General features: G+C 43.8%; 30 protein-coding genes. 8 read left to right on the top strand and 22 right to left on the bottom strand.

Annotated features, from left to right (window positions below):
* Positions 1–48: 48 nt before the first annotated feature.
* The 3 genes from ACJJI7_RS15035 (at position 49) to ACJJI7_RS15025 (ending at position 3,713) form a co-directional block, all read left to right on the top strand.
* Complete coding sequence (locus ACJJI7_RS15035) at positions 49–2,151, top strand: 3-hydroxyacyl-CoA dehydrogenase NAD-binding domain-containing protein (protein ID WP_444901832.1); 2,103 nt, start codon at positions 49–51, stop codon at positions 2,149–2,151.
* A gap of 80 nt (positions 2,152–2,231) precedes the next feature.
* Complete coding sequence (locus ACJJI7_RS15030; protein WP_282950990.1) at positions 2,232–3,230, top strand: DMT family transporter; 999 nt, start codon at positions 2,232–2,234, stop codon at positions 3,228–3,230.
* A 21-nt stretch (positions 3,231–3,251) separates the two neighbouring features.
* Positions 3,252–3,713 (top strand): PaaI family thioesterase, encoded by a 462-nt coding sequence (locus ACJJI7_RS15025; RefSeq protein ID WP_444901833.1) that lies wholly within the window; start codon positions 3,252–3,254, stop codon positions 3,711–3,713.
* Between the two features lie 104 nt (positions 3,714–3,817).
* On the opposite strand, the gene rho is transcribed toward ACJJI7_RS15025, so the two are convergent.
* The 4 genes from rho to ACJJI7_RS15005 form a co-directional block, all read right to left on the bottom strand.
* On the bottom strand, positions 3,818–4,756 hold the full coding sequence (gene rho / locus ACJJI7_RS15020) for a transcription termination factor Rho (RefSeq protein ID WP_444901834.1): 939 nt from the start codon (positions 4,754–4,756) through the stop codon (positions 3,818–3,820).
* Between the two features lie 145 nt (positions 4,757–4,901).
* A complete protein-coding gene (locus ACJJI7_RS15015) occupies positions 4,902–5,792 on the bottom strand; it encodes an alpha/beta fold hydrolase (RefSeq protein ID WP_444901835.1) in 891 nt (296 codons plus the stop codon).
* A gap of 59 nt (positions 5,793–5,851) precedes the next feature.
* Complete coding sequence (locus tag ACJJI7_RS15010) at positions 5,852–6,100, bottom strand: cupin domain-containing protein (protein WP_282950992.1); 249 nt, start codon at positions 6,098–6,100, stop codon at positions 5,852–5,854.
* A 261-nt stretch (positions 6,101–6,361) separates the two neighbouring features.
* Positions 6,362–7,249: a LysR family transcriptional regulator gene (locus tag ACJJI7_RS15005; protein WP_353375135.1), complete on the bottom strand. Its 888-nt coding sequence runs from the start codon at positions 7,247–7,249 to the stop codon at positions 6,362–6,364.
* A gap of 162 nt (positions 7,250–7,411) precedes the next feature.
* On the opposite strand from ACJJI7_RS15005, the gene ACJJI7_RS15000 reads away from it, so the two are divergent.
* Positions 7,412–7,984: a short chain dehydrogenase gene (locus tag ACJJI7_RS15000; protein ID WP_475717080.1), complete on the top strand. Its 573-nt coding sequence runs from the start codon at positions 7,412–7,414 to the stop codon at positions 7,982–7,984.
* A 331-nt stretch (positions 7,985–8,315) separates the two neighbouring features.
* On the opposite strand, the gene ACJJI7_RS14995 is transcribed toward ACJJI7_RS15000, so the two are convergent.
* The 3 genes from ACJJI7_RS14995 to ACJJI7_RS14985 form a co-directional block, all read right to left on the bottom strand.
* The gene (locus ACJJI7_RS14995) at positions 8,316–9,023 is read right to left on the bottom strand and encodes an alpha/beta fold hydrolase (RefSeq protein WP_444901837.1); all 708 of its coding nucleotides are present in this window, start codon (positions 9,021–9,023) and stop codon (positions 8,316–8,318) included.
* 277 nt (positions 9,024–9,300) lie between these two features.
* A complete protein-coding gene (locus ACJJI7_RS14990; RefSeq protein ID WP_157533687.1) occupies positions 9,301–9,459 on the bottom strand; it encodes a hypothetical protein in 159 nt (52 codons plus the stop codon).
* A gap of 21 nt (positions 9,460–9,480) precedes the next feature.
* The gene (locus ACJJI7_RS14985) at positions 9,481–9,603 is read right to left on the bottom strand and encodes a hypothetical protein (RefSeq protein WP_353375132.1); all 123 of its coding nucleotides are present in this window, start codon (positions 9,601–9,603) and stop codon (positions 9,481–9,483) included.
* Between the two features lie 735 nt (positions 9,604–10,338).
* Between ACJJI7_RS14985 and ACJJI7_RS14980 the strand changes: the two genes are divergently transcribed.
* Genes ACJJI7_RS14980 through ACJJI7_RS14970 form a run of 3 tightly spaced genes read left to right on the top strand, consistent with a single transcriptional unit; the run spans position 10,339 to position 12,815 of the window.
* On the top strand, positions 10,339–11,139 hold the full coding sequence (locus ACJJI7_RS14980; protein ID WP_020414913.1) for an iron-containing redox enzyme family protein: 801 nt from the start codon (positions 10,339–10,341) through the stop codon (positions 11,137–11,139).
* Positions 11,117–11,887, top strand: a complete 771-nt coding sequence (locus ACJJI7_RS14975) for a class I SAM-dependent methyltransferase (protein WP_020414912.1) — start codon at positions 11,117–11,119, stop codon at positions 11,885–11,887. The genes ACJJI7_RS14980 and ACJJI7_RS14975 overlap by 23 nt, the downstream gene beginning before the upstream one ends.
* Entirely contained in the window at positions 11,880–12,815 is a 936-nt protein-coding gene (locus tag ACJJI7_RS14970) for a TauD/TfdA family dioxygenase (protein WP_282950998.1), read from the top strand. The genes ACJJI7_RS14975 and ACJJI7_RS14970 overlap by 8 nt, the downstream gene beginning before the upstream one ends.
* Positions 12,816–13,042: 227 nt before the next feature.
* Here the strand turns inward: ACJJI7_RS14970 and ACJJI7_RS14965 are convergent, their stop codons facing one another.
* The 15 genes from ACJJI7_RS14965 to ACJJI7_RS14895 form a co-directional block, all read right to left on the bottom strand.
* A complete protein-coding gene (locus ACJJI7_RS14965; protein WP_282950999.1) occupies positions 13,043–13,996 on the bottom strand; it encodes a hypothetical protein in 954 nt (317 codons plus the stop codon).
* A 669-nt stretch (positions 13,997–14,665) separates the two neighbouring features.
* Positions 14,666–14,851 (bottom strand): hypothetical protein, encoded by a 186-nt coding sequence (locus tag ACJJI7_RS14960; protein WP_282951000.1) that lies wholly within the window; start codon positions 14,849–14,851, stop codon positions 14,666–14,668.
* A 449-nt stretch (positions 14,852–15,300) separates the two neighbouring features.
* Entirely contained in the window at positions 15,301–15,444 is a 144-nt protein-coding gene (locus ACJJI7_RS14955) for a GFA family protein (protein WP_475717139.1), read from the bottom strand.
* Positions 15,445–16,073: 629 nt separating this feature from the next.
* A complete protein-coding gene (gene ybaK / locus ACJJI7_RS14950; protein WP_444901838.1) occupies positions 16,074–16,541 on the bottom strand; it encodes a Cys-tRNA(Pro) deacylase in 468 nt (155 codons plus the stop codon).
* A gap of 258 nt (positions 16,542–16,799) precedes the next feature.
* The gene (locus ACJJI7_RS14945; RefSeq protein WP_444901839.1) at positions 16,800–17,411 is read right to left on the bottom strand and encodes a LysE family translocator; all 612 of its coding nucleotides are present in this window, start codon (positions 17,409–17,411) and stop codon (positions 16,800–16,802) included.
* Positions 17,412–17,507: 96 nt separating this feature from the next.
* Positions 17,508–17,975, bottom strand: coding sequence for a GNAT family N-acetyltransferase (locus ACJJI7_RS14940; RefSeq protein WP_026305278.1), 468 nt, complete (start codon positions 17,973–17,975; stop codon positions 17,508–17,510).
* Positions 17,976–18,084: 109 nt separating this feature from the next.
* Positions 18,085–18,570 carry a CYTH domain-containing protein gene (locus ACJJI7_RS14935; protein ID WP_444901840.1) on the bottom strand — a complete coding sequence of 162 codons (486 nt, stop codon included), beginning with the start codon at positions 18,568–18,570 and terminating at the stop codon, positions 18,085–18,087.
* A 305-nt stretch (positions 18,571–18,875) separates the two neighbouring features.
* The gene (locus ACJJI7_RS14930; RefSeq protein WP_444901841.1) at positions 18,876–19,172 is read right to left on the bottom strand and encodes a hypothetical protein; all 297 of its coding nucleotides are present in this window, start codon (positions 19,170–19,172) and stop codon (positions 18,876–18,878) included.
* Between the two features lie 121 nt (positions 19,173–19,293).
* Positions 19,294–19,650 (bottom strand): hypothetical protein, encoded by a 357-nt coding sequence (locus tag ACJJI7_RS14925; protein ID WP_020414903.1) that lies wholly within the window; start codon positions 19,648–19,650, stop codon positions 19,294–19,296.
* A gap of 117 nt (positions 19,651–19,767) precedes the next feature.
* Entirely contained in the window at positions 19,768–20,079 is a 312-nt protein-coding gene (locus tag ACJJI7_RS14920; RefSeq protein ID WP_444901842.1) for a hypothetical protein, read from the bottom strand.
* Positions 20,080–20,538: 459 nt separating this feature from the next.
* Positions 20,539–20,844: a hypothetical protein gene (locus tag ACJJI7_RS14915; protein ID WP_353375125.1), complete on the bottom strand. Its 306-nt coding sequence runs from the start codon at positions 20,842–20,844 to the stop codon at positions 20,539–20,541.
* 213 nt (positions 20,845–21,057) lie between these two features.
* On the bottom strand, positions 21,058–21,651 hold the full coding sequence (locus tag ACJJI7_RS14910; RefSeq protein WP_353375124.1) for a 2-hydroxychromene-2-carboxylate isomerase: 594 nt from the start codon (positions 21,649–21,651) through the stop codon (positions 21,058–21,060).
* Positions 21,652–22,129: 478 nt separating this feature from the next.
* Positions 22,130–23,497: a class II 3-deoxy-7-phosphoheptulonate synthase gene (locus tag ACJJI7_RS14905; protein ID WP_026305277.1), complete on the bottom strand. Its 1,368-nt coding sequence runs from the start codon at positions 23,495–23,497 to the stop codon at positions 22,130–22,132.
* Between the two features lie 93 nt (positions 23,498–23,590).
* Positions 23,591–24,781: an amino acid aminotransferase gene (locus ACJJI7_RS14900; protein ID WP_020414897.1), complete on the bottom strand. Its 1,191-nt coding sequence runs from the start codon at positions 24,779–24,781 to the stop codon at positions 23,591–23,593.
* Between the two features lie 25 nt (positions 24,782–24,806).
* Positions 24,807–25,307, bottom strand: coding sequence for a MarR family winged helix-turn-helix transcriptional regulator (locus ACJJI7_RS14895; protein ID WP_020414896.1), 501 nt, complete (start codon positions 25,305–25,307; stop codon positions 24,807–24,809).
* A gap of 274 nt (positions 25,308–25,581) precedes the next feature.
* On the opposite strand from ACJJI7_RS14895, the gene ACJJI7_RS14890 reads away from it, so the two are divergent.
* Positions 25,582–26,712 (top strand): homogentisate 1,2-dioxygenase, encoded by a 1,131-nt coding sequence (locus ACJJI7_RS14890; RefSeq protein WP_282951008.1) that lies wholly within the window; start codon positions 25,582–25,584, stop codon positions 26,710–26,712.
* Positions 26,713–26,765: the final 53 nt, after the last annotated feature.

Raw genomic sequence — 26,765 nt, 5'->3', positions numbered from 1 at the left:
CCCTCTAGGAGAAACAATCTAATAGTCATTTAAGATCTGGAGATAACAATGTCTACCGTAAATTATGAACTTATTGGCGATATTGGTGTTATTCGACTTAACAACCCCCCTGTCAACGCGCTTTCCCACGGGCTGCGCGAAGGCATTTGGGGAGCGATCAAAAGTGCCCAGGAAGATGCCTCTCAGGTACTGGTTTTAATATGTGAAGGCCGCACTTTTATTGCTGGTGCAGACATCACAGAATTTAGTAAGCCACCACAGGCACCTGCCTTATCTGAGGTGATTACAGAAATCGAAAACTCTCGTAAACCGGTGATTGCCGCTATTCATGGTACCGCATTGGGCGGGGGCTTTGAGGTGGCACTGGCTTGTCACTATCGTTGTGCCCAGGCTTCTGCCAAAGTCGGCCTGCCTGAAGTTAAATTGGGGTTATTGCCTGGGGCCGGTGGTACTCAGCGCACGCCACGTCTGGCCGGCGTTGCGGCTGCACTAGAAATGATCACCAAAGGTGCCCCAATCCCAGCCGCGAAAGCCAAAAGCATGAAGCTGATCGATCACGTGGTTGATGATGATCTATTCGAAGGGGCCCTCGCCTTTGCTCGTGAGCTAATTGACCAGAAAGCCCCACCACGCAGAGTCCGGGACATCACAATAGATCCTGCCAGTATTCCAGAGGGCCTGTTCGACGATTTCCGCCAGCGACTGGAAAAAAGAGCACCTGGTCAACTGGCCCCACAGAACATTGTCTCCTGTGTGGAGGCAGCAGTTAAACTGCCATTCGATAAAGGGCTGGCTAAAGAACTGGATCTATTTATCGAATGTCTGCTCTCAAGTCAGTCCGCCGCCCTGAGGCATATGTTCTTTGCCGAGCGACGTGCGACAAAAGTTAAGAATCTCTCCAAAGATACCCCTATCAGAGAAATACACAGTATTGGCATTATTGGCGGCGGCACTATGGGGGGAGGTATCGCCATGAATTTTGCCAATGCCGGTATCCCAGTCAAGCTGCTGGATATCGATCAAGCTGCCGTAGAGCGTGGTCTGGCAGTAATCGACAAAAATTACAATATCAGTATGAAAAAGGGGAAGATTACAGAGCCCCAAAAAGCACACTGTCTCTCACTAATCCAGAGCACCACTGACTATTCCGACCTGGTAGAGGTAGACCTCGTTATCGAAGCTGTGTTTGAGAATGTAACGCTTAAAAAGGAAATTTTTTCCAAGCTGGACCAATACTGTAAACCCGGCACCATTCTCGCAACAAACACTTCCTACCAGGATATCGACCAGATCGCCGCTGCTACCAATCGGCCAGAAGATGTTATCGGGTTACACTTTTTCAGCCCCGCCAATGTTATGAAACTTCTGGAAGTCGTTCGTGGCTCAAAGAGCGCCGACGATGTTATCGCTACCGCAATGCGGTTGGCAAAAACTATCAAGAAAGTTCCCGTGCTGGCCGGAAACTGTTATGGGTTTATTGGCAACCGGATGCTGCGGCCCTATGCCCGTGAAGCGCAACTCTGTTTAATAGAAGGAGCCACCGCGGAGCAAATAGATACCGTAATGCAATCCTGGGGCATGGCCATGGGGCCCATAGCGGTTGGAGATTTGGCCGGTCTCGATATTGGCCACAAAGCCCGCGAGGGCCTGAGCGAAGCAGAAAAAGGCGACCCCAAAACCTACTGCATTGCAGATGCTTTAGTAGAGATGGGACGCCTGGGCCAAAAGAGTGGAGCCGGTTATTACCGCTATGACCCAGAAACTCGCGCTCGTACCAGTGACCCCGAAGTCCAAGCAATTATAGAGGCTCAAGCCAAAGCTCATGGGATAGAGCGGCGAGACATCTCCGATAAAGAAATTCTTAATCGCCTTACTTTCGCCTTAATTAATGAGGGAGCCAGAATTCTGGAAGAAGGGATAGCCCAACGCCCCAGTGATATTGATGTTGTGTATGTTTATGGCTATGGTTTCCCTCCCCATCGCGGCGGCCCCATGTTTTACGCAGATAGCATCGGCCTGAAAAAGATCTACGATACTATTTGCACATTCCGTGACCAACATGGCGAAGCCAATTGGACTCCCGCACCATTGCTCGTCCAACTGGTAAAAGAAGGTAAAACATTTGCGAAATGGGCAGACGATCAGCGATAGTATTCGCTTCTCAAGGGTAACCGGTAAAAGTACCGGTTACCCTTTTTGCCAAAGTTGAGAGATTTTTAATTGGCAACACAATGACAAGGCCTGATACCTTAATAGAATCGAAACTACGACCGAGCCAGATGCGGTTTAATGAGCTGCAGCTCGAACAGTCACCAGAACCGTTAGATCACCACAAAGCGATCCAAGCCAGGGTTAAGAGAAACAATTGGAAAGGCATAGGTTACGCACTGGCCACCGCCATGGTTGCCAGTACAGCCGCCGCAGCCAGTAAATGGATATCACCCGCCGTACCAGTACCTTTAATAGTTCTCAGCCAATACAGCATCTGCTTACTATTACTTATTCCCTGGCTGGTGCGCCAGTCACCCCAACAGCTCATAACACAACACTGGAAAACCCATTTACTGCGAGGCTTTGCAGGCTGGCTCTGCTTCTTTTCCTACTTTTATGCACTCAGCCGTATTTCATTGATGGAGGCAGGCTTACTACGCAATGCCGCCCCTATTTTTGTTCCACTTGTAGCCTGGCTTTGGGCGCGTGCACAGATTCCCGCCACAAGCTGGCTACCCATTGTGCTTGGACTACTTGGTATCGCACTGATTCTTCAACCTGATATCCATGGTATCAGCAGTGGCCACGCCTTCGGCTTACTGTCAGGTATTACTCTAGCTGTCTCTATGGTGGGCACACGTATTCTGTCTCGTACTGATAGGTCGAGCCTTATTTTGTTTTACTACGTCCTTATCTCATTTATGTGTAGCCTGCCCCTGGGTATCTACTACTGGCAGTCAATACCTACCTGGACTATTCCCTATCTGGCTTTTAATGGGGTTTCTGTTTTATTAGCGATATGGCTCTATACCAAAGCTTATAGTTATGCAAAACCCAGTGTAGTTTCACCAATCAGTTATTTTGGAGTAGTTATTGCCGGCATTTTTGGCTGGCTGATATGGCAGCATCTGCCTAACACAATTGCGCTGATAGGAATTCTTATAGTGGTCACAGCGGGTCTGCTCACAGTGTATTTCTCCACCCTGCACGCTGCCCGAACGCACCCTGTTCTGAACTAATTTCCCAAAAGGTAAGTCCAAATGAGCTGGCAAAATAAAAAAAAACCACCGTTCAATGATCATTTGGGTGTGAAAATTGATGAGTGGCAGGAAGGCCGTGTAGTGATCAGCGTAACCGTACTCCCTGAGCATTTGAATAGCCACGGAGTACCCCATGGGGGGTTTATTACAACGTTAATTGATATTGCCGGATCCTACTGTGGTCTCTACTGCCCGTACCCAAATCGTCGACGTAAATCCCTCACGCTATCATTAACAACCAATTTCACCGGTCGAGCCAAAACCAACCAGTTAACCGCCATAGGTAAGTTGACCAGCTCGGGGCATAAAATCTTTTATTCCTATACCGAAGTTTATGACAGTGTAGGAACTCTGCTTGCAACTGGCCAGATGACAATGCGTTACCAAACTGGTAGTGAAATACTAGAGGGGGAAGCCATTGAAGAGTATCCTGCAAAAACACACCATAGAATTGACGTGTGAAGCCCCCGACTGACTAACAGTTGTCATAATAAGGTCTCGGGCGTTCAGTAACTAACTCCTAAAATGCTAAGCGGCTAAATACTCCCCCTAAACTTAACTAAAAATTAATGGTCAAGTAACTCCGCATTAGTCGGGTACTTTTTAAGGAGTTCAATAAGTTTTTTAGTGCCATCTACAGGCTTAAGGCCGGCAAGCGTTCTTCGTAAAGCTCTTATCGTTGCAATATCTTTCGAGTTGAACAGGACTTCCTCACGGCGAGTACTGCTTTTAGCAATATCCAAGGCAGGGTAAATTCGCTGTCTCGCAACTTCCTTTGACAATACTACCTCCATATTTCCCGTACCCTTAAACTCCTCAAATATCACCTGGTCCATTCGGCTTCCGGTATCCACGAGTATCGTTGCCAGAATCGTAAGTGATCCACCACCTTCAATCTTTCTCGCAGCGCCAAACAGCTTTCTGGGTATCTCCATAGCCCTGGCATCTATCCCACCTGACATTGTACGCCCCCTACCACTCTGCTGCGCATTATGCACCCGTGATAGCCTTGTCAACGAGTCAACCACGATCATTACATCCTGGCCTTCACCGGCTTCCTTACAAGCCCTATCAAGGAGTTCTTTAGCTACCCGCACATGCTCTTTATAGCTATGATCAGAGGAGGAAGCATACACTTCTGCCGGTACACTTCGCTTAAAGTCAGTAACCTCCTCTGGCCTTTCATCAATAAGCAAAGCGTACAGCTTTATTTCGGGGTAAGCCTTCCCCACTGCTTGGCAAATATGCTTGAGGATAGTGGTTTTGCCACAGCCCGGAGGGGCCACAATCAAGCCTCGTTGCCCCTTGCCAATTGGCGTAATCAAATCCATCGCCCGTACCGTAAGTTGCTGAGAACCTGACTCAAGGCGAATAGGCTCAGATGGATTAATAGCTACGCCATTTAAGAACCGCTTCTTTGGATCAGAAGTATCCTCTTGCTTTTTATCAGCCCTCTTAGGCTCCGTATTTCTTTTTACCTTTAAGGATAATATTTTTCTAGACATAATATGCGCTTTACAAATCATTCCCCATTGGGGAGCACTTTAACTTTTAAAACAAAACTACAGAGAACCAGATTTTCTTGATCCTCTGTGTTTATCACCACGAAACCACTCTATACATAAGTTAAGTAAAGCAGGGGCTTATATATTATTTATCATTCTCCATGGCAGAAAGAAACTGATCGAGTACCTGATTAAACTCTCTGGGTCTCTCCCAAAACATCATGTGTTTTCCCATATAAACAGCAGTGGCAGACGGTGTATTGGCCTTGATCCATTTATCCGCAACACTTTTAACTTCCTCTCTCACAACATACAGTAGGGGCAATTTACCTTCCAATGCTACAAGATCATCACTATAGTCCAGGTAAAATCCGGTCGCGTTGGTAATTGAAGCGACACTACTAGAGGTCTGATTAGCAATTTGGGTAACCCAGGCAATATTTTCCTTTGAAGGGTTTTCAAGCATCCATTTCACAAATTCACTAATTACATTATCTCGATCCTCTATAATGCCCTCAGTAAATGAGCGTGAATAGCCGTCCGAATCATCATTTAGATACCAAACCCACTCATCACGGCTTGCTCCCGCTATATCTGGTCCAGTATCAATCATGATCATCGCTTTCAGTTTATCGGAACCAAACTGATTCAAATATGCCAATTGCTCCGTTACGCCATATGACCAACCTGCCAAGATCACGTTGTCTATATCCAATGTCCCTATTAACTTAGCCAGGTCTCTAGCATGTTGTTGATAGGTGTGCCCTTCGACGGGCTTTGATGATTTGCCCTGCCCACGGGGATCATATGCCAGCGCGCGGTACTTTTTAGAATCTTTAAAGTGGGCAAGTTGATGCTCAAAAACGTCTGCCGACATCATCCAGCCAGGAATAAAAATAATGGCAGTATCACCACTCCCCGATTGTTCATAATAAATAGTGAGGTCTTTATCTATCTCGACTTCTTCTGCAGCTACATTGACCACAGATAAACCAATCCCGATAATTACCATTCTTAAGAAGTTTCGCATTTTCATAACTCTTACCCACTCCCAATCATGTTGTTAAATCGTCACTCCAATGAAAATCAAGGCATTCAAGCCTGGTAACTTTCTACCGTCAAATTAACTGACTTATTAAGCTGGTACCACTTCAAACTGGCTTGAATAATTAACAATTCCATCTCTTTCGATAAGTCATTAACTAATCCATGGGTTCCAGCTATTTTATTTAAAATTATACCTTCAGCGGAAGCTCGTGTCTTCTCGTCCTCGATAGTCAAAGTGCCTTTAGCTTTTAAAATGATATACATCTCCTCAATATCACAATGGGCAAGCTCACCCACAGAGCTAAACCGCGGCATCACAACAGGAATAGCAAAATCTCATGCTCCATTAAAATCTCTGCATTTAAGGGCTTGATATATTACTATGCCACCCTCTCCGCCGCGCCCCTCCTGTTCAACTTTTTATTGCACGAATGAAAATCAAGAATCATTTATTTTCCCGATAAAATTGCGTTTCTAAAGATCTCATTTACTCAGTAACTCCTGAATCCCCTATGCCACTCTCGCACCTTTATGTACTTTAATATCAACTAAAGAATACTAGACACACTCTCTCAACAAGTTTACAACCCAATTATGTAAAGCATCATGATCTGAACGAGGGTGCCATGCGGCTATAACATCAAACTCTACCGGCTTGTTTTTCAGATTAAGAATGGCAAGGTTTGAATCACTCGCTACCCGGTTAGGTAAAAAAGCAAGCATATCTGTTTTCTTGAGATATTGTGGAACCGTGGTAAAACATGGCGTAGACATAACAACATTTCTACGCAAACGGTGCCTTGCAAACCAACCATCAATAATTCCTGCCGCACCGGACTTAAGCGGAGATGCCATAAGATGCGGCTCAGAAGCTATTTCCTCCAAACCCAGCTTCTTCTTTACCAGAGGCGAACTCTTTGCCGCAACGCAGACATAGTAATCAGTAAATAATGTGATAGAAGAGTACAGGTCAGAATTTATATCCGAATCTGCAACTATTAAATCCACCTTGGCTTCACTCATTAACTCTTCCAGTCTGTCTGTAGCAATATCCCGTATTACCACTTTCAAGTTGGGAGCTAGCGCTCTGAGTTTAGGCAATAAGCTGGGAAGCACCACTTGTTGGGAGTAATCTGTCGCAGCGATGGTATAGGTTTGTGCTATTTTAGATGGGTCAAAAACTGCTGGCTCCAACAATTTATCTAACCCTTTGAGGATCGCATCAACCTTTTTCCCTAAGTTTATTGCTGTCGGCGTTGGAATTAGTCCATTGCTTTTCCGGAGAAAAAGTTCATCACTAAAAATATCTCTCAACTTTTTTAAATGTTCACTAACAGCTTGCTGAGTAAGGCCGATCTGGCTTGCGACACGAGATACACTTCTTTCAGATATTAATGCCTGGAATATTCGGAGTTGCTTGACCTCCAATCGATTTATTTGGTTCACACTTGTATCTCTTACAAATAAATACTGTTTAACATTGTATCACAATAAAACTAGCATTCTCCTAGTAATTGAGCAGCATCGCATTGCGGCAAATAGTAAATTCTTCATATAAAACAGGTACTTAGAGTGAAAAACGTTATCCTTATTGGCGCACAAGGTAAAATGGGACAGGCCGCTTTAACAGGGTTAAGCAGCCACAAGGTTATCACAGCGAGTCGCTCGGGAAAGGGATGTGACCATCAGGTTGATATTACTGATGAAGACTCTATCAGGCGACTGTTTAAGACGGTGGGTGACTTCGATGCTGTCGTAAACACCGTTGGTTTCTGTGAATACGCAAACTTTGTCGATATGACTGAGCGACAGTGGATGACAACAGTAATGAGCAAGATGATGGGACAAATCAATCTTGTAAGAATCGGTCAAGAGTACATCGCCGATAAAGGATCCTTTACGCTAATATCCGGTATTCTAAATATCAAACCGATCCCTATGGCAATTGCCGATGCAACAACCAGTGGAGCAATTGATACCTTTGTCAAATGTGTTGCTTATGAACTCCCCAGGGATATTCGAATCAATGTGGTTAATCCAACGGTATTGGAAGAAGCCTGGGATGTCTACGGTGATATGATGCCTGGTTTCGAGCCCGTGCCGGGGCACCAGGTCGGAAAAGCTTTTGAACGTTCAGTCGATGGATTTATAACTGGTGAAGTAATCTTTGTCGATGCCTAGCCTGGAGTGTTCAGCCCCCCTCCCCTGCGGGGGGAGGGGGCGCGTGGGAAACTAAAGTATGAACTAAAGCTATTACTTAGTTTGTAATAAGAACAATAGATCAAACTCGCACTAACCGAATACTTTATAGAAAGACTTACTGAACAGATCAAAGACTTGCGTCTTGTTTGACCGCCTACCGAGTGCAAATAGAGCCCAGCCATACAGAAAGGTTAATAGACCAAAGGATGCTCCGAAGAAAGACCAATAAACAGCAATTAATTTTATTCTGAACTTTTAATTAATTATCGCTTGATTTTTCCATACCTCTATCACGATATGATAGCGACAATCAAGTCGAACGAATCAACACCTGAGTCAACTCCTTGGGCATATCTATCATCACATAATGACCACATGAAAGGGTCATAGCCTGCCAATCAATGTCCAGCTCAGCCCTGTCGAAAAAAGGCTTGCCGATACCTGGGCTCCAACCTGTAGCATAAATATAAAGGCACCCAGGCACTTGTTTCCATAAGCCGTCCAGGCGTATAGGTTGCTCAAAGGTCTTTAATGGATGATCAACATTACGCCGATCTACCCAGGCTTGATCTTCAGCATTAACCCCAAAAACTTCTGCTGGGCTAGGTGCCACTCGAAAACCCTGACCTTTAGTTCTAGCGCTTTCCTTGAAACTGGAGGCATCGTCGCTGGGAAGGAGGTCCAGGACACTCTGCCCATCTTCTGGCACTAAAGCATCGAGATAAACCAGGGAAGATATAGCTTGGGGTACTTTATCAGCAACACCTGTTATAACCATACCCCCATAACTATGCCCGCATAAAACAATATCAGACAACTCCTCACACCGAAGAACTCCCAAAACATCCTGAATATGGGTGTCCAGGTCAATCCTATCGTTCAAGAGGTGCGAGCGCTCCCCAAGCCCTGTGAGGGTGGGTGTGAAAACGTCATGACCTGCCTTGCGCAGAAGTGCTGAAACCCGCTTCCAGCACCACCCTCCCTGCCAAGCTCCATGCACCAAAACAAAAGTTGTCACAAATCACTCCTTACTCACCTAATTCTTTCGCTTCAAAGAAAGGTAAATTAGCTTGATCATAGGTCAAGATATCAAATAACGGAGGAGTTGGTTGCTGAATTTATAGCTGGAATCCAGGTACATATTTCGCGGCGATTCGGTCTACAAATTGAACAGGTAGCCCTCCAAGTAAGTTTGTGAGAACGACAATAGATAGTTCGTCCTCAGGGTAGTGAATCACAGTTCCCGCATTGGCACCACTTGCACTAAGAGCCCTATGTCGCCCTCTATCAATAACTTACCACCCCATCGCATACCTATTCTCGATATCGTTAAACCCTCTGGTTTTCCCATCTTCAAGAATGACTGGTGTCCATAGCAAACTGAGGTCTTTAACTAACTTACCCGACTGTAAAGCGATAAGATAAATTGCCATCTCAGTTGCAGTTGTACTCATACCCGCCACAGTTCGCATGATCTAAGCAAATTCACCATAAAAATTTACGTGCTCACCCTTACCGGAATCATTCGCATACTGCCTGGCATGATTGGCTGTTGGGCGTACCATATGTTCAAAGCCAGCATTAGTGGTTAACTCCATCCCGACAACCTTCAATTGGTTATCAATTATAAACTTAGGTAAACCACCCTTAACCTATTTATCGATAATTTCTCCAACAATGACATACCTGTTTGGTTGTACCTGAACTGGCTGTTTTGCTCAAAAAATACAGGCAATGTCTTCGCCATTATTAACGGAACAGGTTAGAAATTAGTTCATTAGTAATTTGTCGTGGCACCAAGATCATCACACTAAAGAGACAGGTAATTTCTAATCAGATAACACCTTATATAAGAACTACTAATAAATGCACATAGTCAAAACAGAGAACTGCGCCAGAATGAATACTCCGCCTATCGGCCTTTTCCTCCCATGCAATACGGCTATTGCGGCTGATCGGCAGCGTCATATTTTACTACAAGCTATTAATCAATAAGCATATTTTATTTCGTAATTTAAATGCTATTTTGATAGCAAATTTTTATAGTGTGCCCTGTAATATTTTTTAGGGCATTTGCGACTGATATTTAAATGACACCTATTGAGATTGAGGGGCATCTTATGTTCGAAGTTACTGATTTCCCCTGATGAATAGCATGCACAAACCAACTTTTAGCGACAGCATGAATGTGACAGATAGTAATTTGAGCTTGTAAAGAAAATAGGAGGATTACGGGATGCCCTATCTCAACAACATTATTAAGTTATAAATTTATATTTTTTATTTTTACAGAAACATCAATCACTGCATCAGTAATTAATCAGGGAATTCACATGAGCTTTCAAAAAACAGCTTGGTTAAAACAACTCTCCGAAGAGGCCCTTTCACATAGGGCTGTGCACCATCCGTATCTTTTACGGTTTGCCAATGGAGACTTACCAAACTTTAAACACGCCGTTGGGGATTTTGCTCAGCAGTATGGATTTTATTCCTCGCGATTCATCAATATGTTGGCCGCTGTAATTTCGCGCCTAACGCTAAAAAGACATCGGAGTGTCCTTCTCGAAAACCTCAAAGAGGAATCTGGACATTATGAGGAGTCCGAACTCAGAGAACTGGAACAATATGGAATTAAGAAAAACTGGGTGGACAATATATCACATACAGAATTATTCGAAAGATTTAAGTCGCACGTGACACAAGATATCCCAGAAAGCTGCCAGTCGGAAGGCATAGTTTGGTATGAAATGTTATCTGATGTACTGCTTCATGGTTCCACAGAAGAGGCGATTGGGGCTATAGGCATGGGAACTGAGCATATTGTTAGTTCAATTTATCCATATATAGAGAAAGGGTTGAAGAATTTGCAGAGTTTAAAATTAGAAGAATACTGCTTTTTCCCGGTACACACGCTTGTTGATGACAGCCATACAGAGAATCTTAATCAAGTTGCTTTGGATTTTGCTGACACAGAGGAGGGGCGAAGGCATCTTCGCCATGGGGCGATAAAAGCACTAAATCTTAGAGCGGCGTTTTGGGATGGCTTACTAGATAGAGCCATGAAAAGTTCTGAGTATATTTCCATGGACAATGTACAAAAAGGGATGAACAATGAATCATATTATATCAACTGAGTCAATTTACAATGATCAGGCAGAAAACTGGTTACGGTCTGAGAAAATATTACTGAGTGACTACACAGCAAGACCTATTGTTCTACAGGAATTGGGTAGTGTTACAGGCCAACATCTTTTAGATGTAGGATGTGGCGAGGGCTATGTTTCTAGAATAATTTTGGACGCCGGTGCAGCTTCGGTATTTGGAGTCGACTCTTCTTCTGAAATGATTTCTCAAGCGAAATCTGTTGCAGCTGAGCTTGGTTTACATAAAGCAATTTACGAAGTGTCAGATGCTGTTACCTTTAATAGGTACCCCAGGACTCAATTCGATCAAGTAATTGCCATTTTTCTATTCAACTATTTGACAGTTAAGGAAATGACACAGGTGATGACCAATGTAAAGTCACTACTTAGCCCTAATGGAATATTTATATTCACAGTGCCGCATCCTTGCTTACCTTTTATGCGCAATCAATCACCTCCATTTTACTTCAAGTTTGGTGATAAAAATTACTTTGAGGGCGTAGATGTTACTTTTGAAGGTAGAATTTGGCGTAGAGATGGAATTACTGTACCAGTACGCTGTGTGCACAAGACATTCACCCATTATTTTGAAGCACTTCAATCTGCTGGATTTAAAAAGATGCCTTCCATAAGGGAGCTGGCGGTAACTGAAGAGCATCTAACTCTAGATCCGGAATTTTTTGGTCCGCTAAAGGGCTATCCTCTACATCTTTTATTTAAGGTTCAAGCAAATGGCTGAGATAGCTCCCCCTGATCTGGCTGACGCTCAAGCTTGGAGCGCTGTAGATCTGGAAAGAAAAACTGGCTGGAAATTCACATGGCCAGAAGGCTGGAACACTGAGTTCAGATCACTGGTTGATTGGGCTTCGAAAAGGAAAGATCCAATTGAAGACCTAGGCGCCGAATCCGTACTGACACCACGTTTCGATAAGCTCTCCTATCATGTTAAACAAGAACTTCTTCAAGGAAGTGGAGTAGCATGGATTAGAGGCATTAACGGCCTTGATCATAAATCACTTAATCTTCTTTTCCTAAATTTTAGTTTAGCACTAGGTGTCACCATTAATACCTACGGTAGGCTTTATAGAGTTCAGAATACTGGCAGGAGTTACAGGGATGAGTCGATTCCAGTTTCACAAACCAAAGCAGCTACTGGCCCACATACAGACAGTTCGCAAAAATTGATTCAGCCAAGAATAATTGGACTTTGCTGTATTACTCCAGCTGCTCTTGGAGGTAGGACGAAAATAGTATCTGCTGCAAAGGTACATGAAAACATAAGAAAAGTAGCTCCAGACAAACTGAAAATCCTATATAAAAGTTACATTCGAGACCTTGTTACTCCAGGCAGTGATGGAAGTACCAAGAGTTTACTTAGCAACAAATTCCCTATTTTTAGCTATATTGAAGAAAAGCTATCTATCCGCTACATGCGTTACTGGATTGAAAGAGGGCACGAGAAGGTCGGGAGATTGCTAACTGAAGATGACCTTTTAGCCTTTGATTTATTAGACAATGAGTTAAATAGCAATAAGAATAGTATTTGTTTTTCTATGAAATCGGGAGATATGTTGTTTCTCGACAATACCAGAGTTCTTCATGATAGAGAGGAATTTACAGATAAACCTGGTCAAAAACGTCTTTATACTCGTGTGTGGATTGAATAATTGCTTTTAAAAGCAAGGAGTAGCTAATCGAAATACAGGGGGTAGCTTTAAGTTTAGCAGTTTAGATTAGGGGCTTCTCAGAGCAACTTAGCCCCATCGAAATACAGACTATATAGCGCCGACAACCGCATTATGAAGCCCTATTTACATAGCACTAAATACTATATTAAAAGCACTACAACACAATTTATCTATGCGCTACCAAATTGTCATAAGTCCAACATGCACTACTGCCCAGAGGCTTGTAGCGCATTCTTTTTCACAAAAGTCAGGAACTCTCGATGCACATCACCATTAGTACCGTGGCCCACCCCTTCAAAGGTGCGAAAGATTACACGAGCTTTACTTTCTAAATAAATTCTCTGGCTATTATTCCAGCGTTCGGGCTGGATTTCCTTTCCAGTAGTTTTGTATATGATCACTCTCTCTTCTTCTGAATATGCATCATCATATGCAACGGCATCATTCGTATCATTTTCACCCATAAACAAAAATTGCTTAATTTTAAGCCATTGACTTAAATTAAACTCTTTGCCTGTTACCTGCTTAAAATCGCTAATTCCCAATGGATATTTGAGGTTGTGCTCACCCATAGATCCAATAGGTAACATTAATGTGCCGTTCAGACCACCTGCTACAACAATTTCAGTAGTTTCAGGATGTAATAGCGAGAACCGATTTGCAAACGTACCGGAGGCAGAGAACCCCGCTAGAATAATCTTCTGCTGAAGATCCAAAGAGCGTTCTGCCAAGACCCTCTTAGCATCTTCGATCATGGCTATAAGTTGAAGATCCAATCTTTCATATGGCAGTGACTCTACTTGCATAGAATCTCTATCAAGGGCATGGGTATAAACCTGCCATTGGGATTCGGGCCTAGGGAAAACTGGCATCAAAATTGGATAGGATAACTTTTTAGAAAGCCAGGGGCCAACAGCATTACCTACAATTGTCTTTTTTGCTGACTCATAATGAATGGAGAAATCATCTGAAACTTTTCCAGTATTATTTGATTCAACAATCAGGTATAACTTCTTATCCTCTGGAACTGTTTCAGGTATTTTGATTAGATATGGATACCTAAAACCTTTTTCTGGATTTGCAGGTATTTCTAGTACTTCATCAGAAAAACATGTATTTGCACATACAGAAAGTAAAAACACCAACACTATTCTTTTCATTTTGACCCTTATCGATGTGACCTAGATATCTAAAAATTAAAAAGTTGGTAGCCTAATATCCAGAGACGCAGCTATTATGTACAAACCGATTTTCAACCATCTAAATAGCCTTTACCATACCTAAGCAGCTATTATCAATTGGCAATCCTGGAGCCATTCTAAATACCATATAATTGAGACAACAGTACAGATAGCGTGCGCTTCTATCATTGTTACTTCATTTTCCTCCCTCTATTAGATAGATCACTTCTAGACAAGAAATACGACCACATGTTCCATTTTTTTGCACCATATTTTTTAGTCCTTGCACAAAGATCAATATCAGCATTTTAGAATTTATTTGAACAGTATTGACTGCCCTGAAAACAACATCTTTATACTTAATCAGAATCACATGTCACCCTATTTATAAAAAATACTTCAACTCTTATTTGAGATCATATTGAAGCAAAACTACCGATGTAGAGGAGCGAGTAGCATGTATATACCAAAAGGAATTGACACGTAAACTTAGCATGACCTCTTCGACATTGATCATAGGGCCATTAACTTTTTCAACTGAATTGGTGGTACATTCGCTACTGATATTTATTATCCATTAAATACAGCCTGATTTAACCCAAAGGCCATTGTTCAATAGCTTGTTAAGAGCACCAACACAATTGGGCTTCATAGTAGATGGTCTACCTCTATATAGGCGTCTTCTGAACCTCTAGGGACAAGAGCTAATTCAATGAAGACTTTGCCCTTATCTGAATCAAACTTCCAGTGTTCGAATTGATCTAAGTCCGTATTAGCAAATCGCCTGATAAGACAAAACATTTGCTTGAGCTCTTCTTGAGACAGCTTTTCCATATATAATCCTTATCTGTTCAGACTAACTACCGCCTTAAGAGCAATCCGGTAATATAACCTAGCAACCGATACAATTACATTTATAACAAATATTAGTAAGCAGCCCTATATAGGACTTCCATGAGAAAATCATTGGCTTATTTAATATGATCTGTTCAACGACTATGATCCTGGATACATAAATTCAGTTTTCAGTCCTCAGTAACAACCTTCATTTTGACTAAAGAAAAAATTTTTTAAATCCATATATTACCAGTATTTTTTGTATCGGTTACTCTAGATCCGCCGGGTGATTGATACCATCATAGGTTGGAATACCCTCTACTTTTAAGGGATTTATACCCTCCAAGCACCCCACGTTGAATCCAAACTCTCTCGGATTAGAACGCCTCTGGTGATGCGTATAAATACCACATTTCTCACAAAAGTAATGCATCGCCATTCTTGTATTAGACTGATAAAGTCTTAAATGCTGCTCCCCCTTTTAAGATTTTTATACCATTTAAAGATACGGAAGCAGCAACCGCTCCTCTCCTACGGCACATAGAACAATCACAGCGGCGAAGTTCTACAAATCCCTCCGGTAAGTCCAGCTCTATTTCTACAGAACCGCAGTGACATGAGGCTCTATGCTTAAGTTGGATTTTTACTCCATCAACTTCCTAGATATTTACGCTCATGGTTACTTCCTTTGGTTCATATAACACTTGGTTTAGCGACTTATGATATAGTAGACATTCCTATTTAACCATTTGTTATATGCTGATTGAATATTTGTTCCAAATTCCCTGTAGTGAAGGTCGGTTTTTGTACCACCTTTACAAATGGCAAAACTGAGAAGCCCTTCGTTTCTAGCATCGGGATAGAAACTCTTATTCCCAACAGAAAACTGTATTGTGCCTTCTTTCATCTCCAACTCAGAATTTTTCCAGTGTTCAGGGACATTAATTCTTGTTTGAATCTATCCAAAATGACCTGGAGTTAGACGCTGGTTGATTTCTCGCATCAAGCCAATATCAATCAGCTTATTCACCTGCTTTAATTCATAAATTATTTTGTCATGCTCCCACGCAGACTCTGCTCTAGCACCAAAAAACAGGAAAAAAGAACAAGCTATATGGTCCGTTTCATGTATGCTCTTAACGCTATGAAGACATATAATACTTGCAGTGTGAATGCAACGCCTTTTCGTGCCCTATTTCTGTAATTGTCATAAATGGATCTATTGACATATTTTAGAGAAGACCCCGTTGACAAGACTTGCTAGATCATTAGGTGCCAGCTCAATTTCAAGCCCTCTGCGGCCAGCACTCACATAAACCGTCGCGTAATGTTTAGCCGATGAGTCAATAATAGTTTTGAGTCTCTTTTTTTGCCCTAGCGGGCTAACGCCACCTAGCACATAGCCAGTGGATCGCTCCACGTCAGATTTAGCAGCCATTGTGGCTTTCTTTGCTCCAGCTGCTTTAGCTATGCGTTTCATATTTAGCATTGATGAAACAGGTACTATTCCTACTGCTAGCTCTTTATTATCAAGAATAACTACTAATGTTTTAAAAATCTTAGCTTCGACCACTCCCAGCTTTTCTGCAGCCTCTAACCCGTATGATTCACTCGATGAGTTATGTGTGTATTCGTACACTTTGAAGATAATTTTCGCTTTTTTAGCTGCATTAATTGCCGGGGTCATTCTACTCTCAGGCTTCCAACACTTTTTGTTTAGAGAAGGATCGACAGGTGCAAATTTTCCAATTTTACTATAGCGATCATATAAAACTTTTACTATTTATTACGTCTCGATTAACTATTTATTAATATTCCGTATCATGCCATATTAAACACCATCCCATGGTTTTATTGGAAACTATACTCCTGCTTTAAACCTATTAGGGTTTATTTGACATTTACATTTATCTGAATGTCTCACGATAATTGCCTTACTGTGCTTTTACTTGCTAGCTGACGCAAGACCAACACCAAAACACATAAATGTACCCCCACCTACCCGATTAACCATACGCCCCCCTTTTTCAGAAGAAAGCCAACCACGTGCCGACTTAGCAAGGTGTGCGTATAAGGCATGAATTATAATAACTAAGCCACTATAGGTTACAACTAGCAGGAAAAATTGACCTACAAAATTTGAATTGTAATTAACAAACTGGGGGAATATCGACATGAAAAAGAATACAGCTTTTGGATTGGTAAGCTGTAGCGTCAGGCCCTCAGCAAACTGAAGCTTTCTGTTTTTTGTACCTCCAAGGCTGGCTTCGACTTGTTTGGTCGGCGAGCGCCATAACTTTATGCCTAAATAGATTAAATAAGCAGCGCCAATATATTTCATAATACTGAAGGCCACTGCGGATGTAGCTAAGATAACACCAAGGCCAGTTGCCGAAACGCCTGCAACTATAAAGGTACCGAATGCGATTCCAAGAATGCCTCCTATCGCACCTGAAGTACCGTAACGAATGGCATTCGTGAGTGTCAGGATAACACCCGGACCTGGGCTTAAAATTGTTGCCACAGCGATTATAAAGAATAAGATATAACTTTCCATACATACTCCCTAAAGCTGGAAAGGTTCTAAAAATTATGTTTTCATTGATAACTGGCTAAAAGAGCAATGAAAAACCAGTCTGGCAGCATGCGCTTGCTATGTACATTCTTCATCAAGACTAAGCCTCATTTCCAGCAATGATGGTTTGAAACCAACTTTTTCGTACGCCCTGATAGCTGGGTCATTTTCAGAATACACATCTAGATAAAAATCGATAATACCTCGCCCCTTGCTCCAATCAATTAGTTTGTTAATTAGTTTCGCATTAACGCCTTTTCTCCTGTGGTAAGGAGATACATACATAAAACCAAGATAAGAATGCCGTTTATGCTCTAATGATTGCTTTGAATCTCTGATTTGGGCATAACCTGTACCAATAATTTCACTATCAACCTCAGCAACCAAAAGATAGGATTCAGGACATGTAATTAGTTTTTTAATATCGTAGTAGAATGCTGATTTCCTCTTCAATAAAGAGTTAAATGGTCTCTCCGCATCAATGACACACTGTTCAAGTTCCAATAATCGAGGAAAATCACTCATTTCGGCTTTTCTAATATTCAAACTCTAATTCCTATTCATTGGGTGGAGAACACATAATGCAACCCATAGCGATGAATTGTCTTTAACGGCACAGCCGCGTCAATTTTCCCGGCCAGTGAAGCAGACGGTACTACAGGAACTTCTTATCTTCTGTCCATTCCGAATAAGGCTCGTTCAACAAAGAAGAGTTGAAGTATTGAACCTGCCCAGTAACCTCTTCAGTTACCCAGGCCGGAATATCCACAACTTCAGCCTCACTGGACAATTCCACTTCTGCAATAATCAGGCCCTCATTCTTGCCATGAAATACATCCACCTCCCACAAGTGCTTGCCGTGCTGAATCTCATATCTTGTTTTAAAGATGGTATTACCTCGACATAACTCATCGATGATACACCTAGTATCTTCCATCGGAATTTCATACTCAAACTCCGAACAAGTCATCCCTCTGAGCTCACCTTTTAAGGTCAGGTACGCTACATCATCTTTGACTCTGGCTCGTACTACAGTTTTATCAGCGGTATTAACATACCCCTGAGAGATACGTACTCCACCGGTCAAATCGGAAACAATTCGATGATCAACTAGAAATTTTCTTTCTATCTCTATGGCCATTTCTATCTTCTTGCTAGCACATAAAATCTCTATGACTGCCACGTATAGCTGATACGTCCGGCTCCGACAGGTATGTAGTTGATTGACTTGTTAGCTGTTTTTGACCTACATACCGCACTTTGACTGAATAATTTATAGTAATAGTTTTCTTCGGTACCTCGCCTAGACTGAATGTAACATACGTGTGCCTATCTTTATCTGATGATCTTAAGAAGTACGTTTCTCCAGACACCTTACTAAGGCTCTTGTAGTTGCTTATTTTTTTTCCGTAACAAACCGATCGCAACTAGGCAAGCTAAACTCTATTAATCCATACTCAAATGTATTAATTGTAACTTTTTGCGAAAAAACTTATTTTCTTGGCCTACTTCTCTATATGCCCATGAGTTGCCGCTGGTGCTGCATTGGCTATCGTAATAGCGTTCACATTCAATCTTTCTAGTGATTATTTCCTGCCCTGGATATTCAAGAATCACCTCATAGTACCCTTTGAATTTTTCACTATTTCTCGGAATCTCGGCATCTATACACATTGCAGTATGAATCACAAGCATACATCCAGTTAAAAACACACCAAGTAAGAAACACAATATAAATCTCATTTTGGCACTCTGACAGCTGGCGCTCGTGTAAGTAGCACTAAATGGTGCTTAATCCATATTTTCTTCTGGATACACCGACAGAGCGTTGCTATAGTGGTCTTCCTCGATGCACTTATTATGCCTAACTAGTACATTTGTGGTATTGGAACATTCCATTTTTTGTTCTGCGGGTGAGGACCTGAGAGCTGGCATCCAGGTAATATACTTCTTCTGACAACCATTCTTCCCCCTCACCCACCATGTGCAATGTTAATTCTAGTTCATCATTCTCAAACATAATTAATTTGGGCTTTCCAGAAGACTCCCAAAATATGATCCGCTTTTCTTCAATACTAAGCACATCGAGTGGAAACTGTGCAGAACAAGAATCTTTGCTACCACCCCACTTACCTAAGAACGACTCTGGAATGCCAAGCATACCCTCAGCCATAGTAAAATTAGCGAAAATTATAAATACCACAACTAAAAAGTGTTTCATATTCACCTAAAAAGTGTAACGACGTCATTTACAGCAAACCTCACACTGCAAAATTTATAGCCTATTCGGCCCAGCTTGCTGAGCGTAAAACTAAGCTTTGTTGCCAATAGTCGGTCGCTATTGCCATCCTTGATATTCACTTTTTGGTTTTTTATCAAAAATTCGGCTAAAAACCTTGGACAAAACACCTGAAATAATATCTTCTTTATTAACGGAATCGTTTTTTCGTAATTCTTCCGCCCTATTTTCCAATTCTGCAGCTCCAGAATAATCATTGATTACTCTTGCTTCTTCTGCCTGAACTTGAAGTTCATTAGCTCTAACGTTTTTTTCAAATACATTCATGGACGTTGCACATCCAGAAATAGTTAAAATTGACAATATTAAAATAACTCTTCTCATACCTGATTCAGTAATTTGGGTACTCATAAAATACGCATTTGTTGTAGCTGGTTCGTAGCACTATTTACCTGGCCTTATTCGCCTGTTCACTATTTGGTACATTATTTAGCCACTGCTTTCATCATCGACAGAGTCCTCCAATGAACATTCGCAGGATATCCTTTTACACAAGTAGTAATATCAGTAGTGAACCTGTCAGAGAATGAGAAAAAAAATGATATTCCAGCCCAAAACCTAAGAAAATTATTGGCGCTCGCCATCTAATTTCCTCGCCTGCTTTTAATTGCTCTACGAGATCTATTATGCCAAACAAAAAAAGGACAAAGCCAGTATAAAGAATATACCTTTAGTTGCTGATTGCATACTTAATTCTTAGTGCATTAATGCTCAATGCAAGCGTTCAACATACAATATGTGCTGTGTAGACTATCTTGCCGAGTTCCGAGAGAGCTGTGTACCCTGCTTTCCTTTGTTACAACCGGAGCACTAGACTTGTACTTCCACGCTTTTTGGGTTCAGAGCCAATGCTAACTCTTGAAATATACGCTCTTCCACTTGTGAAATGCCGCCTTCAACCATCTCTTTAGGCTCTACAATTACCTTCGGTTTTCGCTTAAAGAGCCCTTTTATAGATAACTTTTTCTCGGCACTAATGATGCATCTCCACGCTGTATCAAAGTTTCCAACCAAAAGTCTTTGTGTTGTGAACGGCTCCGTTGGAGATTCAGAGATAACTTTAGAGCCAATAGATAGCTCTATTTTATTTATATAAATCTTTAACTTTACTTCCATTTCTACTCGGTTACTTAATTATAGCATTTATTCAGACATTTTACTCCGGCTGTATGCCATATTCCTCTGCCATTGGCACTGGCACAAATGAAGCAAAGTCCGAAATTTGGATAACTGTAGGAGAGCCAGAGTTATTTCCGAATATATAATAGAGTTTGATATAGAAAGTACAGCTGGCCATACTTTACATAACGGAACAAGGATACTAAGCATTTACTGGTTGTTTTTTGCCCACTGTATAGCAGCATGCAACCTGTCGCCACCCCAAAACATTTCATCTCCAACCATAAACGTTGGAGCTCCAAAAATACCTTTTTTCTTCGCTTGATCTGTGTTTTCTTTTAGCATTTGCTTTGCCAATGGAGTATTTGCACGTTTAATTTTTGTAAATGACTCTTCATCTGAAAAAGGCAAGCATTTTTTCAAGGTTTCTTCAAGTGAGATGTCAAGATCAAGCTCAAAATTAGCAGCGTATACAGAACGGATAAATTCAGGCACCCACTTTTCACCAGAAAATAAGCAAGCTATTTTTGCAGCTTTTAACCCGTTGCGAGGAAAACTGGTTGGCTTTTTATAGTTCAGGCCATCAGTTTCACATATTCTCTCTAGATCTCTCCACATATATTTGCCTTTCTCAGGATAAATATTGAAAGGAGAATCATGCCAGCCTTGATTGCTGAATATAGGCCCGAGTAAAAAAGGCTTCCACTCCAAGTGCCCACCTTGCTCGGTCACCATTTTTTCAATCTTCATAGCTACGGGGTAAGAATATGTGCTTCCAAATTCGAACCAGAAATCAATCTTCATAGTTACCCGGCTTACCAATTAAACACAATGCCCAGTACACGGGCGACCGAAGCAGGATCTGGACAATTCCGCCTGCGCTTCTTGCCGATAAGCATACTGCTCTTTGCCAAAGATATGTTGCACGATTTTAGTCGCCGCCCCCTGTTTCTACGGCACCATTAATGGGGTATAAGTCTTGGCTGGAGCTACATCACTGGTTTTATAGTTTTGAGCGCTCTCTATTGTACTAGAAAAGTATAGGACTATTAGAGCCCCAATTACCGGAATAGCCCACACGATTAACAACTGAATAAGCTTTTGAAGAGCCCGTTAATACTAATGGTTCAACTGGGTAAACAGTCATCAAGATTATTATTACAAAGCCTCTTACAACTCCCCATCTATTGAATTAAAAGACTTTTTGAACAAGAAGAGAAAACCCCTTAGCCAAGCCCAAAGCCTGAATAAGGGGTTTTATATTTGCTTTTTAGCCAAGCTGTTAAGCGATTCGCCCTGCGCGCAGCCATTCGGCCACACAGAAAGCCAGCTCCAATACCTGATCAGCATTTAAGCGGGGATCACACTGTGTGCGATAACAGCTGGCAAGGTCTGCTTCGGAAATTTTCCATGCGCCGCCGGTGCATTCAGTTACATGTTCACCGGTCATTTCCAAATGAATACCGCCGGGGTGACTGCCCTCAGCCCAATGTACTGAGAAAAAGTCCCGAATTTCACGCAGGATTTTATCGAAGTCTCGGGTTTTGTAACCATTGCCGGCTTTTACGGTGTTACCGTGCATAGGGTCTGTACTCCAGACCACAGAACGGCCCTCCCTTTGTACTGCACGTACAAGTTCTGGAAGCTTATCTCCCAGGGTGTCTGCGCCCATACGGGTAATTAACGTGAGGCGGCCAGCTTCATTCTCAGGATTGAGCTTGTCGATCAAACGCAGCAGCTCATCCGGCTGCATGCCTGGACCGACTTTTACACCAATGGGGTTGCACACTCCTGACAGGAACTCTACATGGGCTCCATCCAGCTGGCGAGTACGCTCACCAATCCACAGCATATGCGCAGAACAGTCATACCATTTGCCGGTGAGGCTGTCGGTACGGGTCAAAGCCTGCTCGTACTCCAGTAGCAGTGCTTCATGCGAGGTATAAAGCACGGTCTCACGAATTGCGGGGGTATTGTCAGAAGTAACACCACATACCGCCATAAATTCCAGGGCTTCCTGTAAACGCTCCGCCAACTGCGCGTATTTATCGCGCTGGGGATTGTTCTTGAGGAAGCTCAAATTCCAGCCGTGTACCTGGTGCAGATCAGCCAGGCCGCCCTGGGCGAAAGCGCGCAGCAGGTTGAGGGTAGCCGCGGATTGGTTATAGGCGGTAACCATGCGCTGGGGATCAGGCTGGCGAGCTTCCGCAGTAAAGTCGATACCATTGATGATATCGCCACGATAACTGGGCAGCTCAATACCATTCACAGTTTCAGTATCTGCGGAGCGCGGCTTGGCATATTGACCTGCCATCCGTGCCACTTTTACTACCGGTAGATTACCGGCGAAAGTGAGTACCACCGCCATTTGCAGTAATACTTTAAAAGTATCGCGTATGCGGTTTGCGTTGAAGTCAGCAAAAGATTCAGCACAGTCGCCGCCCTGTAACAAAAACGCCTTTCCTTCCGCTACCTGGGCCAACTGACGGCGTAGCTCGCGCGCTTCGGCTGCAAATACCAGAGGCGGATGGCCAGCAAGCTGTTTGGCTACCTGGGTAACATCATCGGTGGAGGTATATTTGGGCTGTTGGTGTGCGGTGAAGTTTCGCCAGCTCTGAGGGGTCCAGATTTGGGTGGGGGATTCAGACACTGGGGCTCCTAGCTCAACTTCCATCTTTCACTCTTACTTCTTTAGATAAATCTTAAGGGATGAGCAGTACGCTCACCCCCAAATGTGCCGAATTTACAGCACGCTGGCAACCGCCTTGCAGAAGTATTCCATATTGTTGGAGCTCAAGCCGGCAATACTGATGCGGCTGGAGTCCACCATATAGATGGAATAGTCCTTTTGCAGCTGTTGCACCTGCTCTGGACTAATGCCCAGGAAGGAGAACATGCCTTTCTGCTGGCGGATAAAACCGAAATCGCCTGCGGCTCCGGCAGCCGCCAGACCTTCTACCAAACCTGCGCGCAGCCCGTTGATGCGCTCACGCATCTCGGTAAGCTCCGCTTCCCAGTTCGCTTTCAGGCCTGCATCTGTAAGGATAGATTCCACAACCGCAGCACCGTGGGAAGGTGGCATGGAATAGTTCCCGCGAATTGCACTCAGCATCTGGCTGTGGCCTTTATCGGCACTCTCACCATTGGCATAGATCACCATGGCCAGGCCAACGCGCTCACGGTAAAGGCCGAAGTTTTTGGAGCAGGAAGCAGCTACCAGCATTTCAGGTACAGATTCCGCCATCAGGCGCAAGCCGTAGGCGTCGTCTTCCAGGCTTTCACCGAAACCCTGGTATGCCATATCAATAAACGGAGTGAAACCCTGTTTCTGGGCCATTTCCGCCAATACTTTCCACTGCTCACGGGACAGGTCCGCGCCACAGGGATTGTGGCAACAGGCATGGAACAGGACCACATCGCCTTCGCCCACGTTCTTCAGTGTCTCCACCATTTTGTCGAACTGCAAGCTGCTGGTGGCGCGATCGTAGTAGGGGTAGCTCTTGATATTCAGGCCAGCATTCCCCAACAGCGGCACGTGGTTCGCCCAAGTGGGGTCGCTCACCCATACGGTAGCTCCTTCCTTGGCGCGGTTGATCAACTCCGCCAAAGCACGCAGGGCGCCGCAACCACCGGGCGTTTGGGCAGAGCGTACGCGGCCACCTACCAGGGCGGGATGTCCGGCGCCTAGTACCAACTCCTGCATCACCGAATTGAAGCCTGGTGTACCGGCTGGGCCGATATAGGCTTTGGTTTCCTCACTTTGTAACAAGCGAGTCTCCGCTTCCTTTACCGCCTGCAAAACCGCGGTGTGGCCGGCCTCATCCTTGTAGACCCCTACCCCAAGGTCGATTTTGCTGGGGTTTTCATCCGCACGATAACTGGCCAATAGACCCAGGATGGGATCTGGCGGGAGGCTGCTTAAATGCTCAAACATCTGAAAACTCCTTTATTTATCCTATTTATTCATCGATCAAGCCGCGCTCGGACCACTCTTTAGCGCGAACCAACAGTTTTTCGATAATGCCATCCAGTTGCTCCCTCTCCTCACTGGAAAGGGAGGCGATCAAATCATTTTCGTATTGCTGCGCAAGCGGCACTATGCGCGCGTAGACTTCCCGCCCCAACTCAGACAAGTTCAACACCTGACGCCGGCGGTCTGCAGGATCTTCGCTGCGGGTGATGTAATCGTTCTTTAGCAGCGAGGAAACAGCCCGGCTGATTGCCACTTTGTCCATGGCCGTTTGCTCTACCAACTCTGCAGCAGAGAGGTCAGGAAAACGCCCGAGGATGGCCATCACCCGCCACGCGGGGATGGTGAGATGGAAGCGTGCACCATAGGCTTGTGAAATGGCGTTACTCACACGGTTTGAGAGTACTGACAGGCGGTATGGCAAGAATTTTTCCAGGCGCAACTCATCCTGCTTTACCGCCGTTTCCGGCGTATTTTGGTTATCAATCATGGCTGCTCTCACACCTGCCTGTCTGGGAATCCGGGTTGTACCAGATGCTCAATTTAACTAACATTGGTTTCAATTGTAACCACTGTACACGCAAATATTGCGCTGGGATTACTTGGAGCACCGGACAAAATTGGTCGCACAGTATAGGGTTTTTTGCGCCATCTTTGTTAACCCAATGCCGGTTAAACGCAAGAAATATGCGCGACACTGTTGCAGAAACGATCAACTTTCCACCTGCCGATAAGCGCCCTGCCCAGCATAAGCGAGGCCGCCCATGAACAAGTGGATACGCTTTCCCCGCATTGAAGGTGAAACCAGCCGCCAAGCCCATGCAGACTTTCCAGCCAATACTTTTGAAAGGGAGATGGGCAAGGAAGGTTTCTTTGGCCCCTGCACCCATTTCTACCACAGCCATCCCCCGACCGGCTGGAGCAAATTTGAGGGACCACTGCGTCCTCATGCTTTTGATGCCACTCAATTGGTCCACAAAGGCAGTAGCCCCTGGGATCAAAAGCCAATTCTACGCAACAACAACAGCCTCGTAGGCCTGTGGACCTGTAGTGACCCAATGGACCACTTGGTGCGTAATGCCGATGGAGACCTGCTGCTCTTCATACATAATGGCAGCGGAGACCTTTACTGCGATTTTGGCCACCTGAGCATTCGTGATGGAGACTACATTGTGCTGCCGCGAGGCACCATGTGGCGTCTGGCTCCCACCCTGGATGAACCTCTGGAATTGTTAATGATCGAGGCAACTGGCGGCCACTTCCAGTTGCCAGATAGGGGCGTTCTTGGCCCGAACGCGATCTTTGATCAGGCGATTCTCGATGTCCCCAAAATTGATGATGGTTTTAAAGCCCAGCAGGGAGACACTGAATGGCGCGTGATCGTAAAAGCCCGCCAGCAGCTCTCTACGATTATTTACCCCTTTAACCCATTGGACGCCAGGGGCTGGACCGGCGATAACCTTGTGGTACGAATTAATTGGCGGGATTTACGCCCACTTATGAGCCACCGCTATCATCTACCACCCTCTGCACACACTACCTTTGTTGGGCCCGGTTTTGTGGTGGCTACCTTTGTACCCCGCCCGCTGGAAAGCGATCCGGGTGCACTCAAGGTACCGTTTTTCCACAATAACGATGATTATGACGAATTGATTTTTTACCATCGCGGCAACTTTTTCAGCCGCGATAATATTCATCCGGGGATGCTTACCTTGCATCCCATGGGATTTACCCATGGACCCCACCCTAAAGCTTTCGCCGTTGGCGCCAAGCGTGCAAGGAAAGAAACCGACGAAGTCGCGGTAATGATCGATAGCCGCACACCGTGGGACATACTGCCTGACGCCCATGCGATAGAGCTGGCAGACTATGTTAATTCATGGAAAAACGAGTGACTCGAGACACGACTGAAAAGTGTTCTTAAAACCGGCAATTTATGTTGCCAAAG

It is taken from the genome of Microbulbifer variabilis, assembly GCF_056232115.1.
Note: the sequence above shows the minus strand (reverse complement) of the source record. Positions and strands in the feature narration are given on the sequence as shown.